The organism is Tahibacter harae, assembly GCF_024437735.1.
Classification (GTDB): Bacteria; Pseudomonadota; Gammaproteobacteria; order Xanthomonadales; family Rhodanobacteraceae; genus Tahibacter; species Tahibacter harae.
In genome coordinates this window covers 95,971-113,336 of record NZ_JANFQO010000008.1, presented here as the reverse complement: position 1 = coordinate 113,336, position 17,366 = coordinate 95,971, and the positions used below count along the sequence as shown (strand labels likewise).

Sequence of the window (17,366 nt, the reverse complement as noted above, 5' to 3'; positions counted from 1 at the left end):
GAACGTATTCCCAAGTATTGAACCGGAGATCCGGATGGCGAACGAAGGCGTCAATCATGGCCGCCGTCGGTTCCTCACGGCCACGACAGCAGTCGTCGGCGGTGCAGGGGCCCTGGCAGCGGCAGTGCCATTCATCAAGACCTGGCTGCCCAGCGCCAAGGCGAAGACCGCCGGTGCTCCGGTGCAGCAGGACATCAGCAAGATCGAAGTCGGTCAAATGGTCATCACCGAATGGCGCGGCCAGCCGGTGTGGATCGTGCGCCGCTCGCAGGCGCAGCTGGATGCGCTGCCTTCGCTGAACTCGCGCCTGCGCGATCCGGATTCCAAGAACGAGGATCAGCAGCCCAAGTTCGCGCAGAACACCGAGCGCTCGCTGAAGAAGGAATGGCTGGTCATGGTCGGCGTGTGCACCCATCTGGGCTGCTCGCCGAAATTCCATGGCGAGATCAAGCCCGAGCCGTTCGACGCGGAATGGAAGGGCGGCTTCTTCTGCCCCTGCCACAAGTCGCGCTTCGACATGGCCGGCCGCGTGTTCGACGGCGTGCCTGCGCCGACCAACCTCAAGGTGCCGCCGTACCGCTTCGCCGATGACAAGACGCTGATCATCGGCGTGATGCCGGAAGGAGCCGCGTGATGCAGAACCGTATCAACGCCGCCGTCGCCGGCCTGCAGGACTGGTTCAATTACCGCGCCAAGGCTTTCGGTCCCATGTACCGCAAGCACATGTCGGAGTACTGGGCGCCGAAGAATTTCAATATCTGGTACTACTTCGGCTCGCTCGCGCTGGTCGTGCTGGTCAACCAGATCCTCACCGGCATCTTCCTCACCATGCATTTCAAGCCCAGCGCCGCGGAATTCGCGCCGGGCATCTCGCAGGCGTTCGCCTCGGTCGAACTGACCATCATGCGCGACGTGGAGTGGGGCTGGCTGATCCGCTACATGCACTCCACCGGTGCGTCGGCGTTCTTCATCGTGGTCTACCTGCACATGTTCCGCGGCCTGCTGTACGGCTCGGCGCAGAAGCCGCGCGAGCTGGTCTGGCTGCTCGGCATGCTGATCTATCTGGTGCTGATGGCCGAGGCCTTCATGGGCTACGTGCTGCCCTGGGGCCAGATGTCGTTCTGGGGCGCCAAGGTGATCATCTCGCTGTTCGGTGCCATCCCGATGATCGGCGACTCGCTGGTCGAGTGGATCATGGGCGACTACCTGCCCGCCGACGCCACCCTCAACCGCTTCTTCGCCCTGCACGTGATCGCGCTGCCGCTGGTGCTGCTGCTGCTGGTCGTGTTGCATCTGGCCGCGCTGCACGAAGTCGGTTCCAACAATCCCGAAGGCGTGGACATCAAGAAGGTGAAGGATGCCAGCGGCAAGCCGCTGGACGGCATCGCCTTCCACCCGTACTACACGGTCAAGGACCTGTTCGGCGTCGGCTTCTTCCTGACCATCTGCGCCTTCGTGCTGTTCTTCGAGCCGACCTTCGCCGGCTGGTTCCTCGAGCACGACAACTTCGTCGCGGCGAACAAGCTGGTCACGCCGGAGCACATCAAGCCGGTGTGGTACTACACGCCGTACTACGCCATGTTGCGCGTGGTGCCGGACAAGCTGCTCGGCGTGCTGGTCATGTTCGGCGCGATCATCGTGCTGTTCTTCGTGCCGTGGCTGGACCGCAGCCCGGTCAAGTCCTACCGCTACCGCGGCTGGATCTCCAAGATCGCGCTCGCCCTGTTCGCGCTGTCCTTCATCTGGCTGGGCAAAATCGGCGCCGGTCCGGGCACCGATCCGATCGAGACCGTCATCGGCCGCGTGCTGACCTTCATCTACTTCGCGTTCTTCATCACCATGCCGATATGGTCGAAGATCGATTCCACCAAGCCTGTACCGGAGCGGGTGCCCGCGCATGATTAAGAACGCCATGACCAAGCTGGGTCTCACGCTGGCCGTAGCGTTGACCACTCTCGCGCCAGCCGCCCTGGCCAGCAGCGGAGGCGGCAAGTTGCCGGCGGCCAACACCCGTCCCGACAACATTGCTTCCGTGCAGCGCGGCGCCAAGCTGTTCTTCAACTATTGCGTCGGCTGCCATTCGCTGCAGTTCATGCGCTACTCGCGCATCGGCGAGGATCTGGGCCTCACCGAGGAACAGGTCATGGGCAACCTGAACTTCACCGGCGCCAAGTACGGCGAGACCATCGTCTCGTCCATGCCGGCGGCCGATGCCGAGCGCTGGTTCGGCAAGGCGCCGCCGGACCTGTCGCTGGAAGCCCGCTCCAAGGGCCCGGACTGGATCTACAACTACCTGAAGTCGTTCTACGTCGACCACTCGCGTCCGCTGGGCTGGAACAACACGGTATTCCCGGGCGCTTCCATGCCGAACGTGCTATGGGAGATGCAGGGTGTGCAGCACGCCAAGATGAGCGCGGCGCACGACGGCGGTGAAGCCCATGTCGAGGGCCTGGAGCTGAAGACCCCGGGCACGCAGACCGCGGCCCAGTTCGACGAGACCGTGCGCGACCTGACCGCCTTCCTGCAGTACGTCGGCGAGCCCGCCGCGCTGCAGCGCACCAAGCTCGGCGCCTGGGTGGTGCTGTACCTGGCCTTCTTCACCTTCCTGGCCTGGCTGCTCAAGAAGGAATACTGGAAGGACGTGCACTGAATGCCGGGCGGCGGCGGGCCTGCAGGCTCCGCCGCCCGCTCCCCGGGCGGCTAGGCGAACGTCTGGTCGCGTAGTAGATTCGGCGCAGGCGGACGCGGGGAGCGTCCGCCGCACCGTGTCAGGGGAGAGGCATGGCCTTGAGCACCCGTTCGCGCACGATTCTGACGCTGTATTCCGCCCGCGATTGCGTCCACTGCCATCGCGTCCGCCTGATCCTGGCGGCCAAGGGCGTGAGCTACGAGCTGATCCTGGTCGACCCGGCGCGGCCGCCGGAAGACCTGATCGACCTCAACCCCACCCACAGCCTGCCGACCCTGGTCGATCGCGACCTGGTGCTGTACGAGACCACGGTGGTGGCGGAATACCTGGACGAGCGCTATCCCCATCCACCGCTGATGCCCATAGATCCCCTGTCGCGCGCGCGACTGCGCCTGGCCATAGTGCGCATGGAGCGCGACTGGCTGCCGCTGGTGGAGCAGTGCGCCGGCAGCGGCAAGAATTCCGAGGCCGCGCGCAAGCGCCTGCGCGACGCCCTGCTGAGCGCGCTGCCCCTGTTCAAGGCAGCGAAGTTCTTTCTGAATCCCGAGCTGAGCCTGGCAGACTGTGCCCTGGTGCCGCTGATCTGGCGCCTGCCCAGTCTGGGCGTGAGCCTGCCGCGGGAGGCGCACGCGATCACCGACTACGGCGAACGCATCTTCCGCAATCCGGGCTTTACCCGCAGCCTGACTTCCGACGAGAAACTGTTGCGTGACTGACAAAGAAGCCGGTGCCGCCGGCATGACCTCCAAGCGCCCCTATCTGGTGCGCGCCATCCACGAATGGATCAGCGACAACGGCCTGACGCCGTACCTGCTGGTCGATGCGGCGTGGCCGGGCGTGCTGGTGCCGCCGCAGGCGGCCAAGGACGGCCGTGTCGTGCTCAACATCGCCATGCGCGCGGTGGCCGGGCTGGAGCTGGGCAAGGACTGGATCCATTTCAACGCCCGCTTCGGCGGCGTCAGCCAGCGCGTCGAAGTGCCGCTGGGTGCGGTGCTGGCGATCTACGCCCAGGAAAACGGCCAGGGCATGATGTTCCCGGCCGACGACGCACCGCCGGCTCCGCCGGCACCGCCCGGCGGCGGCAGCGATGCGGAGACGCCGGCGCGCAAGGGGGGGCATTTGCGGGTCATCAAGTGAGTTTGAGGCTGGTCTGGCTGCTGGGTTGCCCTCCTTGCCACCCGCGGCCGAGCCGGCTGTCGAGAATATTCCGACCAGCCGCCTGGTCGCTTTCGTCGGCCGCCTGGAAAGTATTGCCGAGGACAAGACCGCCCCCTGTGCCGGCGATTCCTCCTGCGTGATGATGGACGCGGTCTACGACGCCAGCTACACCGTGCTGGTCCCGTTGCAGGGGCGCATCGAGCAGGAGGCGATCCGTTTCCGGATTTTCGATCACTCCGGTTTTCCGAGGTTCGCGCAGCATCGTCACGCGCTGCTGTTCGTCCTCATGACGGACAAGGCGGCTGTGCTGGTCAAATACCAGGGATTTGAAATGCAGCCGCTGGCCCAGGGCGGCTGGGGCAGCTGCGGAAATCCCGACGGCCGTGCCGCGCTGGAACCACAGCCGCTCCAGTTTGCGCCGGATGTGTATTTCGGCTCGGTTTCCGGCCTTGCTGATGCTGCTGTAGCCGAGGAATTCGAGCCTGAGTATTTCGACATCCGCGACCGACGGGCCTACTGCCGCAAAGGTGTCACGGCGCAGGCTTTGGCCGAGGCGCTGTATCCCAGGCTGCTGCAGGCGTTGCGCGCGACGCAGGTCGACGGCGCGGAATGAGCGTTTCAGTGCAGGCGTGAAACCGGCGGCACGGCTACCGGCGGCACCACGCCGGCCAGGGCCGGATCGTCGGCGCGCAGCGGCAGGCTGAAGTTCTCCAGCCGGCCGCCTTCGAAATACAGGCTGCCGCGGTGGCGGTCCGCGCCGTTGGTGCTGACTTCAAAACTGTACTGGCGCCGCAGCGCCAGGCCGCCGCCGCGCTTGCGCACCAGGGCCAGGCGGCGCAGGCCGACGGATTGATCCAGCAACTGCACGCCGGCGCGGGCACAGAGCTGGCGGCTGGCGCGCACGGCGAGGTCCCGGGCGCGCAGGGAGTATTGCCAGAACAGGGCGCAGGCACTGACGACGATGAACAGCAGCATGGATTCGATCATCGCCGCAGTGTGGTGACGCCGCGGCGGAAACTCAACCGCCGGCCGCGGCGGTGGAATCCGATTCCCGGGGTTCGCCGCGCACTGCGGCCAGGTCCGGCGGCGAGTTGCGCGGCGGATGGCGCGCCTCCGGTGCGTGCCGCATCGAAACGCGCCGCGCGGTTCAGCTTCGGCCGCGCCGCCTGCGCTGCGGCGGACGCGAACCGCTGCGCACCAATGATGCGGCACCGTCGACGCACAAGCCCCGTCACTGTCCTTACAATGTCGCTCCGGCGCTGTCGGCAAGTACAGGGGAGTGCGTAGGCCGTGATCGAAATACCGGGTTACCAGATCAAGCGCGAGATCGGCCAGGGTGGCATGGCCAGCGTGCATCTCGCGGTGCAGACTTCGCTGGAGCGCCAGGTTGCGCTCAAGGTGATGTCGCCGGCGCTGGCCGCGGACCCGACCTTCACCCGCCGCTTCCTGCAGGAGGCGCGCACCCTCGCTTCGCTGGCCCATGCCAACATCGTGCAGGTGTTCGATGTCGGCGTGACGCCGAGCCAGCTGCATTACTTCTCCATGCAGTACCTGCCCGGCGGCGATTTCGTCGCGCGCGCCCAGCGCGGCCTGGACGAAGCCGAACTCAAGCGTGTACTCATCGGCGTGTCGCGCGCCCTGGCCTATGCGCACGAGCGCGGCTACGTGCACCGCGACGTGGCGCCGGGCAACATCCTGTTCGATTCGGCCGACAACCCGGTGCTGACCGATTTCGGCATCGCCCTGGCTGCCAGCCAGTCCACCCGCATCACCAGCACGGGCTTCTCGGTCGGCACCAGCCACTACATGAGCCCGGAACAGGCGCGCGGCGGCGACGTCGATGCGCGTTCGGACTTGTACAGCCTGGGCGTGCTGGCCTGGTATGGCCTTACCGGCAAGCCGCCCTACGACGGCGCCGACGGCTTCGCCGTGGCCTATGCGCATGTGTTTGAAGCCATCCCGCGGCTGCCGCCGGAGCAGGCGCACTGGCAGGAGCTGATCGACCGCTGCCTGGCCAAGGATCCCAAGGACCGCTACCACGACGCCAACGCGGTGCTGGCGGCGGTCGAGGCCGTGCCCGTGGCCGCCGCGCGCGGCCGCAACGGCGAGGCCGCAGCACCGGCCGAGGCCGTGCCCACGGTCGCGCTGAGCCGGCCGGAAACCCCCAAGCCCGCCGCCAAGGCCGCCGCGGCCAAGCCGGCCGCGAAGGCGCCCTCGCCGATACGTCCGATCCCGGCCAAGCCGGCCACGCCCAAGCCCGGTGCGGAAGCCGCCGCGGCGCGGCGCGGCGGCCTGCTGTGGCTGGGCGTGGCCGCTGTCGTACTGGCCCTGGCCGGTGCGGGCGGCTATTTCTGGCTGTCCGGCAAGGATGCGCCGGCGACGGCGGAAGCGCCGCCGGCCGGTACGGCGGTAGCCAGTACGCCGGCCAGTACTGCGCCGGCGAACCCGCCGGCTGCTGCGCCGGCACCGCCGCCCGCGACAGCCGAATCCGCTCCGGCGCCGACGGAGCCGTCCGCTGCCGTGGCCGCTGCACCGTCCGAAGCACCGGCCAGTACGCCGGCCGACCCGCTGGCGCCGCCCGTGGCGGATCCGGCGGCCGCGCCGCCGGCCGATCCCCTGGCCCTGACCGCCGGCACCGAGCCCGCGGCCGGCGAATCCGGCACGGAGGCAGTGCCCGTGGCCAGCGGCCCCACGCCGCTGCTGATGGACGACGGCACGCCGGGCAACCTGGCCGATGTGCCGACGGTGGAAGACCCGGTCGCGAAGCTGGTGCGCCTGGCCAAGGCCGACCTGGCCGCGCAGCGCTACACCACGCCGCCGAACGCCAACGCGCTGGACCGTTTCCGCCTGGCCCTGCGCATAGACGCCAAAGACAAGGGCGCCAAGCAGGGCATCAGCGATACCGCGCGCGCCTACTACAACCTGGGCAACAAGGCCCAGGCCAGCGGCGACCTGGCCACGATGCGCACCCAGTTCGACAAGGCGCTGGAAATCGCCGCGCTGATCCCGGAAGCCAAGCCGGTGGCCGACGAGGTCGCCAAGCGCCGCAGCGTGCTGGCCGGTCCGCTGCTGGAGGAAGCGCGCCGCGCCGCCGCCGACTGGGACAAGGCCGCCGCCAAGACCGCCTACGACAAGGCGCTGGCGCTGGATCCGAACAATGCCGCAGCCCAGGAAGGCCTGCGCAAGCTGCCCTCGATAGGCGCGCCCGGCTTCGTATTCCGCGACCGCATGGGCGAGGCCCAGGGCCCGGAAATGGTCGTGCTGCCCGGCGGGCGCATCGCCGTGGGCCGCTTCGAGGTCACCCGCGGCGAATTCGCGCGCTACTGGAGCAACGGCGGTTCCGGCGCGGCCAAGGAAGTGTCCTGCCGCGACCGCGAATCGGTGTTCCGCAGCTCCAAGAAGCGCGGCTGGCAGAACCCGGACATCAGCCAGGACGACTCGCACCCGGTGGTCTGCGTCAGCTTCGACCAGGCCAGCGGCTACGTGCGCTGGCTGTCGCAGCGCAGCGGCAAGACCTATCGCCTGATGAGCTCGGCCGAATTCGACAGCCTGGTGCGCGAAGCCCGCGGCAATGCCTGCACCGCCGCGAACCTGGCCGACGCCCAGTTCAACAAGGCTTTCGACACCCGCTCCGGCGCCAGCTGCGACGACGGCTTCGCCGGCAGCGCGCCGGTGGGGCGCTACGGCGCCACCGCCAGCGGCGTGTTCGATATCGACGGCAATGTGCGCGAATGGGTGTCGGAACGCCGTGCCCGCGGCCGCAGCTGGCTGTCGCCGCCGGACAAGGAGCAGCCCGGCGCCAGCGAGAGCGTAGGCGCCGACGTGGCGCTGAACAGCCTGGGTTTCCGCGTGGTGCGCGAACTGGGGCAGTAAGCCGAGCCGAAGAAGCCGGCGTGGCGGATTTCCGCTGCGCCCGCTGCCGGGCTAGCGATTTCCGCGTTGGCGCTGGCCGCTCGCGGCAGGCAAGCGCCGGCGCGGCCGGGTTTGCCATGCGCGGCGGCCGCGCTGCACACCGTCCGCCTGAGCCTGGCTGTCCGCTGCAGCGCCAAGGCTTGCGCCCGGTACTAGGGCCGCAGTTCCGCGCGACAGCCTTGCCGATCCTTGAACGCCGCCACGTTTGCCCTGAGCCGGCGCCGGCTGCGGTTGCGAGTGACTTGCTTCGGACCTGTGTTCGCTCTGTCTAGCCTGGTCCGTTTGCAGCTTCGCTTGCGCGCTGCAATACGCGCCGCCTAAGCTGTCGGCGATAGCGCGTCCCGGGACGGGGACGGGTACTGGACACACGATCAAGGGGCTGGATCGAATGAAGCTTATTTTTCCGAACGGTGAGCACGAACCGGTAAACCTCGGCGAGGGCATCACTGCGATAGGCACGGCGGCCGATTGCCCCATCGTCCTGGCTGCGCCCGGCATTGCAATGCGTCATGCCGAGATCCATCTGCGCAACGGACAGGCCCTGGTGCGCGTGCCGGATCCGCGCAATACGGTGGTGCTGAACGGCCGCCAGGTCACCTCCGACACGGCGCTCAAGCCCGGCGACCTGCTGTTGTTCGCCAAGATCGGCTGCCAGGTCATGGCCGCGCAGGAAAAGCCCGCTCCCGCCCAGCCGGCGCGCCCGGCCTCGGCCAGCGACGACAACGACGGCCGCACCCGCATCCGCCAGGCCCTGCCCAAGTTCATGCTGCGCGGCGTCTCGGGCTCGACCTTCGGCAAGACCTACGCCCTGGTCGGCACCATGACCATAGGCCGCCAGCAGGATTGCGACATCGCCCTGCCCGGCGACGAGATCTCCCGCCACCACGCCCGCGTGCAGGTGCTGCCCGACGGGGTGATGGTCGAGGACATGGGCTCGGCCAACGGCACCTTCATCAACGACAAGCGCGTGCACAGCGGCGTGCTCAAGCCCGGCGAGGAGCTGCGCTTGGACACGGTGCGCTTCCTGCTGATGTCGCCCGGCATGGAAACCGCCAAGCCTAACCCGCAGCCCGCGGCCGCGGCCGCGCCGGCCAAGTCCGGTCCCGGCGCCGGCGTGTGGATAGCGATTGGCGTGATCGTGCTGGTGGCGGCCGTGGCCGGCGCCAAATTCGCCGGGCTGTTCTGAGGCCGGGGCCGTTGCCCGGGATCGGGAATTCGCAAGTTCGCAGGTTCGGCACTCGGTTGCGGAATCCGCTTTTGCCAATCCCCGGTCCCCGATCCCTAATCCCGGCTTTCCAGCGCCACGCGCATGGAAAGATCCACCGCGCGCACATGCTTGGTCAATGCGCCGACCGAGATGAAATCCACGCCGGTCGCGGCGATGGCGGCGAGGCGGGGCAGGCTGACGCCGCCGGAGACTTCGATCTGGGCGCGGCCGGCGACTTCGGCCACGGCACGGCCTAGATCGGCGTCGGAGAATTCGTCCAGCATCACCCGGTCCACGCCGGCGGCCAGGGCCTGGTGCAGTTCCTCGAAATTCTCCACTTCCACTTCGAGCAGCAGTTCGGGATGACTGGCGCGCGCCGCGGCCACCGCGGCGGCGAGCGAGCCGGCGGCGGCGATGTGGTTTTCCTTGATCAGGATGGCGTCGAACAGGCCGATGCGGTGATTGCTGCCGCCGCCGCAGCGCACGGCGTATTTCTGCGCCAGGCGCAGGCCGGGAATGGTCTTGCGCGTGTCCAGGATACGCGTGCGCGTGCCGGCCACGGCGGCCGCATGGGCCGCGGTGACGGTGGCGGTGGCCGACAGGGTCTGCACGAAGTTCAGCGCGCAGCGCTCAGCCGAAACCAGGGCGCGCGCATTGCCGCGCAGTTCGACGAAACGCTGGTTGGGATGCACCGGATCGCCGTCGGTGGCGAACCAGGTGATCCGCACCTGCGGGTCCAGCTCGCGGAAACAGGCCTCGAACCAGGCCTGGCCGCAGAGCACGGCGGCTTCGCGCGTGATCACGTAGGCCGAGGCCTGGGCCTGGGGCGGCAGCAGTTCGGCAGTGGCGTCGCCGCTGCCCAGGTCTTCGGCCAGGGCGCGGCGCACGTCGGCCAGGATCAGCGCCGCGGACGGCGGATCGAATCGCATGGAAACCTTTCCTCGTTCAGCCGGCGCTGGCCGCCGGCGCGGCGGGCGCCACTGCCTTGGCCGCGTGCGTGGTCTTGAGCCGCTCGACGATCGCATCCAGCGCGCGGTCGAACAGCGGCACTTCCTCCAGCACGGTGACGCGGTTCTCGGCCAGGTCGCTGGCCAGCTGGGCCAGGGTACGGTCGGCCACCTTCAGGCCCTTGCGGTTCACGAACAGGTATTTGGAACTGATCGGGCTGATCCAGGACAGCTTGGCGCGCTCCTTGGCGCCGTGCTCGTCCAGGAACTCGATCCAGGTGCCGACCTTGAGTTCACGCACCGCGGTGATCCAACGTTCGTCCAGGGCCTCGGCCGGGGCGGGCGCGGGTTCTTCCTCGGCGATCGCGCTCATCACGCTCTCGCCGGCTTCCTGCGAGGCGGGCGGCAGCGGATCGGTCAGTTCCAGCGTCGGCGCCTCGGTCACCGCGGTCGGCGCGGCCGGCTGCAGCAGGGCCTGGTACAGCGTGTTCAGCTGCTGCATCAGGCGGCGCACATCGGTCTCGTCGAAGGCGACGGTGGCCAGGCCGTGGCGCAGGGTCTTTTCCAGCTGCGGCAGCACCGCGGTCAGGCGTTCGCGCTCGGCGGCGTTCTGCTTGGGCTGCACGCTCCAGATCAGCTCGTCGGCAAAGCGCAGCGCATGGCGCCATTCGTCCGAAGCGTCGCCCTGGCGCAGCAGCACCAGCACCAGATAATTCGCCCAGGGCCGCGACAGCAGGTTGCGGATCATGTCCGGCATGGGCCGGTTCTCGATCCGCAGCATGATCTCGCGCGCGGCGGTGCGGCGCGCATCGAGCAGCTTCTCGCGGCCGCGGGTAGCTTCGCTGGCGCGCTGTTCGGCCAGTTCGGCACGGCGCTTGTTGGTTTCGGCGAAGGTTTCGAAATCCACGCGCAGGCGGTCGAAGATGCCCAGGTCGTCCTCGAAATCCTTGAGCAGGGATTCGACGATCTCCTTCACCTTGTCGTACAGGCGGCGGTCGCGGTCGGATTCCTCCGACCAGCCCACGCAGGCCTGGGCCAGGCTGTCCAGCAGCACGCGCGCGGGATGGGTGCGGCGCGCGAACAGGTGCTTGTCGAGCAGGGCGACCTTGAGGAAGGGAATCTGCAGGCGGCCGAGCATGGCCTGCATCTGCGCCGGCAGGTTGCGGTCCTGCAGGATGTATTCGAACAGCATGCCGACGAGGTCGATGGTGTCCTCGTCGGCGCCGGAGACATTGGCGCCGTTCTCGCCGCGCAGCTTGCCGGCCTGGCCCAGCAGTTCTTCCTTCACGCGCAGGGCGACCTGGGCGGATTCCGCCGCGCTCTGCGCGCTCAGCGACTGGTTCTGCAGTATGGACAGGGCCGACAGCAGTTCCGTCGGGTTCAGCGGTACCACGTTGGGGTTGTACGTCGCCGGCACATAGCCGGCGGCGTCGCCTTCGCCGCTGCGACGGGTCGACAGCAGGGCGCGCAGCGAGTTGTACAAATTGGCTTGCAGCTCCGCCGCGGCGGCGTCCACCGGCAGGTAGCCGGCGGCGGTCTCGGTCTGCTCCAGGCCGGGGATGGCCGGTGCCTCGCCCGGGCGGGGCGGCGGCGGCGCCGGGCTGCCGGGGCGCCGCGCCACGGAGGCGCGCATCTGCGGCAGTACGCCGGCATGGACCAGCAGCGCGTTGAGTTCGTCGTAGAACTGGTCCAGGCCGCCCATGACGTAGCGGTCGAACAGCTTGTAGATGATCAGGCGCACCGGCAGCGCGACTTCCAGCTCGCCGCCGGCGATGCGGAAGGCCTGGCCTACGGCTGCGGGGCCCACCGGGCTGTTGGTGTCCTCGACGCGCTGGTTGCTGATATGCGACAGGCGCTGGTTGATCGCGAACAGCGCGCGCTGCAGGCGGTTCTCGGTCTTGGCGACCATGCTGGCCACGGCCAGGGATTCTTCCAGCTCGGTTTCCTCCACCAGCGACAGGGACAGCTCGCCGCTGGCGTTCTCCGGCTTGGCCACGATGCCGCGGCCGGCGGCGAAATCGACGAACTGGCGCGCCAGCTGTTCCTGGAAGCGCGCCTCGATCTGCTGGCGCTTCTTGCGCACTTCGCGCATGCCGTCGAAATACTGTGCCTGCACCGCGTTGTTGTCGGCCTTGCTGGCCAGGTCGAACAGCGCGTCGTCGGCGTTTTCGAACAAGGTGGTGGCCAGTGCGGTCAGGCGCTTGAGCGCGTGCACGCGCACCTGGGCCAGCGCCTCGGCCGGTTTCTCGCCCAGGCTGGCGGCGGTGCTGCGCTGGTTCAGGTCAACCACTTTGGGATTGTTGTCGTTGGCGCTCATGGTCCGCATGGATGGGTCGTCTCGGCGGTACGGCGTATACGCCTCAGCATTGAAAACCTGTCGCGCTGCGAACGTGACGGGTTTCGCATTTTTGCTCAGGCCGGAAAGCCTGCCAGCTGGGTCGTGCCAATGGCTTCGTCGGCGAGCATCACCGGGATGTCGTCCTCGATCCGGTAGATCACCTTGCCGTCCGCAGTCAGCAGACCCGCAGCAAGCGGCGTGCCTACCGCGGCGCCGGCCACGGTCAGTACCGACCCCTGGCGTATCGAAGCGTTCAATGCCTCCAGCTGGTTGCGGCTGAGCAGGCTCACCGGAGCCTTGCTGACCGGGCAGCAGAGGATGTCCAACAGGCGCTTGTCCATGGCGCGCGTCCCTAGAGGATTTGCCTCTACAATACCGTTTTTGACCAGGGCCGACCAATGAGCATGGCGAGCGGCAGCGAGCCTCTGATAGGCGTGGTGATGGGATCGCGCTCCGATTGGGAAACGATGCAGCACGCCGCCGACACGCTGACCCGGCTGGGCGTGCCGCACGAAGTGCAGGTGGTCTCCGCCCACCGCACGCCGGACCTGCTGTTCCAGTATGCCGAAACCGCCGCCGCGCGCGGCCTGCGCGCGATCATCGCCGGCGCCGGCGGCGCCGCCCACCTGCCGGGCATGCTCGCGGCCAAGACCAGCGTTCCCGTGCTCGGCGTGCCGGTGCAGTCGCACGCGCTCAACGGCATGGACTCCCTGCTTTCCATCGTGCAGATGCCGGCCGGCATTCCCGTGGCGACGTTCGCCATAGGCCGCGCCGGCGCCGTCAACACGGCCCTGTTCGCTGCCGCCCTGCTGCAGGCCACGCACCCCGAAATCGGCCGCGCCCTGACCGAATTCCGCAGCAGCCAGACCGAGACCGTGCTCGCCAACCCGGACCCGCGCCAGCCATGACTACCGTAGGCATCCTGGGCGGCGGCCAGCTCGCCCGCATGCTGGCCCTGGCCGGCGCGCCGCTGGGCGTGCGTTTCCTCGTCGTCGACAGCCTGGCCGATGCCTGCGCCAGCCAGGTGGCGCCGCTGCTGCAGGCGGACTGGCGCGATTTCGACGCGCTGGAACGCTTCGCCGGCCGCATCGACGTGGCCACCTTTGATTTCGAGAATGTGCCGGCCGAGACCGCCCAATGGCTGACCGAGCACACCGCCGTCTATCCCAATCCGCGCGCGCTGGCCGTGTCGCAGGACCGCCTGGCCGAGAAAACCCTGTTCCGCGAGATCGGCCTGGGCACGCCGGCCTTCGCCGCCGTCGACAGCCGCGAGGATCTGGCGCGGGCGCTGGAAACCATCGGCTTTCCGGCCGTGCTCAAGACCCGCCGCCTGGGTTATGACGGCAAGGGCCAGTTCCGCCTGCGCTCGGCCGGCGATATCGACGCCGCCTGGGCCGCGCTGGGGCCGGCGCCGCTGATCCTGGAAGCCTTCGTGCCGTTCGAGCGCGAGCTGTCGGTGATCGCGGTGCGTTCGCGCGAGGGCGAGTTCCGCGCCTATCCGCTGACCCAGAACTGGCATGCGGACGGCATTCTCTCCATGAGCCTGGCGCCTGCGCCGGATTCGGCCGCGCTGGCCGACGAAGCCTATGCCCTGGCCCGGCGCATCGCCGAGAAGCTCGATTACGTCGGCACCTTCGCGCTGGAACTGTTCGTGCACCAGGGCCGCCTGCTCGGCAACGAGATGGCGCCGCGGGTGCACAACTCCGGCCACTGGACCATCGAAGGCGCGCCCTGCAGCCAGTTCGAGAATCATGTGCGCGCCGTGCTCGGCCTGCCGCTGGGCGACACCACGGCGCTGGGCGTGAACGTGATGTTCAACTGGATAGGCGAGCTGCCCGAATCCGCGCCGGTGCTGGCCGAGCCGCGCGCGCACTGGCATGACTACGGCAAGGCCCCGCGCGCCGGGCGCAAGGTCGGCCATGCGACGCTGTGCGCCTTCACCGCCGAGGAAATGCGCGACCGGCTGGCCCGGGTCGCCTGGGCGCTGGGGCGCGAGGATCAGGCGGCTCCGGTACTGCGCGCCCTGGGCTAGCGCCAGCGCCGGACTGAAGCAGGGCGTTTCCGCGCAGCGGGTGTGCGCATGGGCGCGGCGCAGGCGAGAAACGGTTTCTGCGGCCGACGGCACCGCGATCCGCCGCGGGCGGCTTTCCGCGCCGTAGCCCGCGGCTTCCGTCCTGTCGCGCATCGCCGCGATGCCCGCTGGCTCGAATCCCCGTCGCGCAGCCGCGATCTGTTCGCGATTGCCGGCTTGCGCTGCCGCTGCTGCGCGGCGGGAACACGCTAGCGGCCCTCGATATACGCCGCCAACCCTTCCGCCAGCGCAGCAAATGTTGCCGCACAACGGGCGCTGCCGCGCAGGTCTTCGTGCATGGCGATCCAGGTATCGAGATTCAGCGCGAACTGCTGCGGCAGCACGCGCACCAGGCGCCGGTCCCGGGCCGCCAGCCGCACCTGGCAGAAGCCGATGCCGTAGCCGGCGCGGATCGCCGCCAGTTGGGCCAGGTCGCTGTCGGCGCGGAACGCCAGATCGGCACGGGCGAAGGCTTGGTATTCCTGCTGCACGCGGCGGATGAAGGCGTTTTCTCGGTCGAAGCCGATCAGGGTGTGTTGCGCCAGCTCCTGCAGCGACGCGGGCGTGCCATGGTGGGCGAGATACTGCTCGTGCGCATGCAGGCCCAGTTCCACGCCGCCGACGCGGCGGGCCATCAGTGCGTCCTGTGCCGGCCGGAACATGCGTACGGCGATGTCGGCTTCGCGGTGCAGCAGATCGTCGGCCCGGTTGGACAGCATCAGTTCCAGGCTCAGTCCGGGATGCTGCGCGCGCAGTGCAGCCAGTATCGGCGGCAGCACTTCGACACCGATCACCTCGCTGGCCGTGACCCGCACAACGCCGCGTACGCCGGCGGCCTGGCCGCTGGCGGCGCGGCGCAGGGCGGCGGCGGTAGCGGCCAGGCCGGCCGCGTAGGGACGCAGTTCCTGCGCCGCGTCAGTGGCGGCGAAGCCGTCGTAGGAGCGGGTGAACAGCTTCAGGCCCAGCGCGGTTTCCAGGCTGTCGATATGGCGGCCTATGGTCGGCTGGGTCAGCCCCAGCGCGCGGGCCGCGGCCGACAGCGACCCCGTTTCCAGTACCTGCAGGAAGCTGCGGTACCACTCCCAGTTCGGTTCGATTTCGGCCATGGGTATTCGGATTCTTATAGCGGCTAAGCGATTCTAGACAATTTTCTTTCGCCGCCGGCCCCGACACACTGCAGTCACCGGCGGCCGCCGATTCCCGAATCGCTTTACCGCATATCAACCCGGAGTACCGCCATGTCCAAGATCGCTCTGTTCGGCGCCGCCGGCGCCATAGGCCAAAGCATTGCCGCCGCCCTCGGCGCCCAGGGCCGTGCCTACCGCGTCGTCGGCCGCAACCAGGATTCCCTGCGCAAGGCCTTCGGCCGCGATCCGCTTGCCGAAATCGTCGGCTGGGATCCGGATTCGCCGGAATCGGTGATCGCTGCCGCCCGCGGCGTCGACACCCTGGTCTACATGGTCGGCGTGAACTACTGGCAGTTCGAGCTGCATCCGCAGCTGATGCGCAAGACTTTGGAAGGCGCCATCGCCGCGGGCGTAACGCGCATCGTGCTGATCGGCACCGTCTACCCCTACGGCCGCGCCCGCGGCAATCCGGTACGCGAAGACCATCCGCGCGAGCCGCATACCTTCAAGGGCCGTATGCGCAAGGAACAGGAAGACCTGCTGCTGCAGGCCCATGCCGCCGGCCGCATCCAGGCAACGGTGCTGCGCCTGCCGGATTTCTACGGCCCCGGCGTGGAAGCCAGCCTGCTGCACCGCGCCGCTGTGGCGGCGGTCAACGGCGGCGCGGCCGATCTGATCGGGCCCCTGGACCGCCCGCATGAATTCGTGTTCGTGCCGGATGTGGGGCCCGTGGTCGCGCGGCTGGCCGGAACGCCGGCGGCGTTCGGCCGGATCTGGCATCTGGCCGGGGCCGGCGTCACCACGCAGGAGGCGCTGGTCGCGGAAATGGAACGCCAGAGCGGCCGTCCGCTCCGGCGGCGCGTCGCCGGCAAGACCCTGTTGCGCCTGCTCGGCCTGTTCAAGCCTTTCCTGCGCGAATTCGTCGAAATGCACTACCTGCTGACCGATCCGCTGATCCTGGACGACTCGGCCCTGCAGGCGCTGATCGGCCCCATCCGCAAGACGCCATACGCGGAAGGCGTGCGGCAGATGCTGGCGGCGGTGCCCGGGCGGGTCGGCCGGGTGCCGGTCCTGGCCTGAGCATGTGCCGAAGCGCACTGGGCGAATCGACGCCGCCGGCCGTGTTCTGCTGATCCGCCGCGCAACAAAAAAGCCGCCCGAGGGCGGCTTTTTTGTTGCGCGGCTTGGCCGGCTCAGGCCATCTGCGATTCGACGAAATCCCAGTTGACCAGGTTCCAGAACGCCTCGACGTACTTGGCGCGGGCGTTGCGGTAGTCGATGTAGTAGGCGTGCTCCCACACGTCGCAGGTGAGCAGGGCCTTGTCCGAGCCGGTCAGCGGCGTGGCGGCGTTGGAGGTGCTGACCAGGGCGACGCTGCCGTCGGCGCGCTGCACCAGCCAGGCCCAACCCGAACCGAAGGTGGTCAGCGCAGTATTGGTGAACTGCTCCTTGAACGCGGCAAAGGAACCGAACGCGGCGTTGATCGCCTCGGCCAGCTTGCCGCCGGGTTCGCCGCCGCCGGCGGGCTTGAGGCAGTTCCAGTAGAAAGTGTGGTTCCAGACCTGCGCGGCGTTGTTGAACATGCCGCCGCTGGACTTCCTGATGATCTCTTCCAGCGACAGGTTCTCGAACTCCGTGCCCTTGATCTGGTTGTTCAGATTGGTCACGTAGGTCTGGTGATGCTTGCCGTAGTGGAAGTCGATGGTCTCGGCCGAGATATGCGGCGCCAGCGCGTCGCGGGCATAGGGCAGGGGGGGCAGTTCAATCGCCATGAGGCTGTTCCTTGCGGGTGGGCTGGGGATCCGGATTATAGGTAGCTCCGTGGCGGCTGTGCGAAATGGTTTCAAGCCCAATGGCATAAGCCGCGGCCCGGCGGGCGCGGCACTGCCGGGGATGCGCTGATACAATCGGCGGTCT

At 68.5% G+C, this 17,366-nt stretch carries 17 protein-coding genes; 11 read left to right on the top strand and 6 right to left on the bottom strand.

The features are described from left to right. Positions 1-34: 34 nt before the first annotated feature. From petA to NM961_RS10655, 6 genes are all read left to right on the top strand, one after another. Positions 35-634: a ubiquinol-cytochrome c reductase iron-sulfur subunit gene (petA, locus tag NM961_RS10680; protein ID WP_255914249.1), complete on the top strand. Its 600-nt coding sequence runs from the start codon at positions 35-37 to the stop codon at positions 632-634. Next, positions 634-1,905: a cytochrome b gene (locus NM961_RS10675; protein WP_369334894.1), complete on the top strand. Its 1,272-nt coding sequence runs from the start codon at positions 634-636 to the stop codon at positions 1,903-1,905. The genes petA and NM961_RS10675 overlap by 1 nt, the downstream gene beginning before the upstream one ends. Next, positions 1,898-2,650, top strand: a complete 753-nt coding sequence (locus tag NM961_RS10670) for a cytochrome c1 (protein ID WP_439334205.1) — start codon at positions 1,898-1,900, stop codon at positions 2,648-2,650. Before NM961_RS10675 ends, NM961_RS10670 begins: the two co-directional genes overlap by 8 nt. Positions 2,651-2,781: 131 nt before the next feature. Next, on the top strand, positions 2,782-3,405 hold the full coding sequence (locus NM961_RS10665; RefSeq protein WP_255914248.1) for a glutathione S-transferase N-terminal domain-containing protein: 624 nt from the start codon (positions 2,782-2,784) through the stop codon (positions 3,403-3,405). A 22-nt stretch (positions 3,406-3,427) separates the two neighbouring features. After that, positions 3,428-3,826, top strand: a complete 399-nt coding sequence (locus NM961_RS10660) for a ClpXP protease specificity-enhancing factor (RefSeq protein WP_255914398.1) — start codon at positions 3,428-3,430, stop codon at positions 3,824-3,826. A gap of 157 nt (positions 3,827-3,983) precedes the next feature. Then, positions 3,984-4,460, top strand: coding sequence for a hypothetical protein (locus NM961_RS10655; RefSeq protein WP_255914247.1), 477 nt, complete (start codon positions 3,984-3,986; stop codon positions 4,458-4,460). A 5-nt stretch (positions 4,461-4,465) separates the two neighbouring features. Here the strand turns inward: NM961_RS10655 and NM961_RS10650 are convergent, their stop codons facing one another. Beyond that, on the bottom strand, positions 4,466-4,822 hold the full coding sequence (locus tag NM961_RS10650; protein ID WP_255914246.1) for a DUF3301 domain-containing protein: 357 nt from the start codon (positions 4,820-4,822) through the stop codon (positions 4,466-4,468). A gap of 315 nt (positions 4,823-5,137) precedes the next feature. On the opposite strand from NM961_RS10650, the gene NM961_RS24150 reads away from it, so the two are divergent. Continuing rightward, complete coding sequence (locus NM961_RS24150; protein ID WP_255914245.1) at positions 5,138-7,720, top strand: bifunctional serine/threonine-protein kinase/formylglycine-generating enzyme family protein; 2,583 nt, start codon at positions 5,138-5,140, stop codon at positions 7,718-7,720. Positions 7,721-8,147: 427 nt separating this feature from the next. Then, on the top strand, positions 8,148-8,945 hold the full coding sequence (locus NM961_RS10640; RefSeq protein WP_255914244.1) for an FHA domain-containing protein: 798 nt from the start codon (positions 8,148-8,150) through the stop codon (positions 8,943-8,945). A 95-nt stretch (positions 8,946-9,040) separates the two neighbouring features. On the opposite strand, the gene nadC is transcribed toward NM961_RS10640, so the two are convergent. The 3 genes from nadC to NM961_RS10625 form a co-directional block, all read right to left on the bottom strand. Further along, positions 9,041-9,895 (bottom strand): carboxylating nicotinate-nucleotide diphosphorylase, encoded by an 855-nt coding sequence (gene nadC, locus NM961_RS10635; RefSeq protein WP_255914243.1) that lies wholly within the window; start codon positions 9,893-9,895, stop codon positions 9,041-9,043. Between the two features lie 16 nt (positions 9,896-9,911). Continuing rightward, the gene (locus tag NM961_RS10630; protein ID WP_255914242.1) at positions 9,912-12,230 is read right to left on the bottom strand and encodes a DUF1631 domain-containing protein; all 2,319 of its coding nucleotides are present in this window, start codon (positions 12,228-12,230) and stop codon (positions 9,912-9,914) included. A gap of 95 nt (positions 12,231-12,325) precedes the next feature. Continuing rightward, positions 12,326-12,592, bottom strand: coding sequence for a Trm112 family protein (locus NM961_RS10625; RefSeq protein ID WP_255914240.1), 267 nt, complete (start codon positions 12,590-12,592; stop codon positions 12,326-12,328). A 63-nt stretch (positions 12,593-12,655) separates the two neighbouring features. On the opposite strand from NM961_RS10625, the gene purE reads away from it, so the two are divergent. Both purE and NM961_RS10615 read left to right on the top strand, forming a co-directional pair. After that, positions 12,656-13,159, top strand: a complete 504-nt coding sequence (purE, locus tag NM961_RS10620) for a 5-(carboxyamino)imidazole ribonucleotide mutase (RefSeq protein WP_255914397.1) — start codon at positions 12,656-12,658, stop codon at positions 13,157-13,159. Further along, positions 13,156-14,283, top strand: coding sequence for a 5-(carboxyamino)imidazole ribonucleotide synthase (locus NM961_RS10615; RefSeq protein WP_255914238.1), 1,128 nt, complete (start codon positions 13,156-13,158; stop codon positions 14,281-14,283). The genes purE and NM961_RS10615 overlap by 4 nt, the downstream gene beginning before the upstream one ends. Before the next feature lie 248 nt (positions 14,284-14,531). Here NM961_RS10615 and NM961_RS10610 read toward each other — a convergent pair whose 3' ends face one another. After that, positions 14,532-15,428 carry a LysR family transcriptional regulator gene (locus NM961_RS10610; protein ID WP_255914236.1) on the bottom strand — a complete coding sequence of 299 codons (897 nt, stop codon included), beginning with the start codon at positions 15,426-15,428 and terminating at the stop codon, positions 14,532-14,534. Between the two features lie 132 nt (positions 15,429-15,560). Here NM961_RS10610 and NM961_RS10605 point away from each other — a divergent pair, with 132 nt between their 5' ends. Next, positions 15,561-16,529 (top strand): NAD-dependent epimerase/dehydratase family protein, encoded by a 969-nt coding sequence (locus NM961_RS10605; protein WP_255914234.1) that lies wholly within the window; start codon positions 15,561-15,563, stop codon positions 16,527-16,529. 113 nt (positions 16,530-16,642) lie between these two features. On the opposite strand, the gene sodB is transcribed toward NM961_RS10605, so the two are convergent. Continuing rightward, complete coding sequence (sodB, locus tag NM961_RS10600) at positions 16,643-17,221, bottom strand: superoxide dismutase [Fe] (protein ID WP_255914233.1); 579 nt, start codon at positions 17,219-17,221, stop codon at positions 16,643-16,645. Positions 17,222-17,366 lie beyond the last annotated feature (145 nt).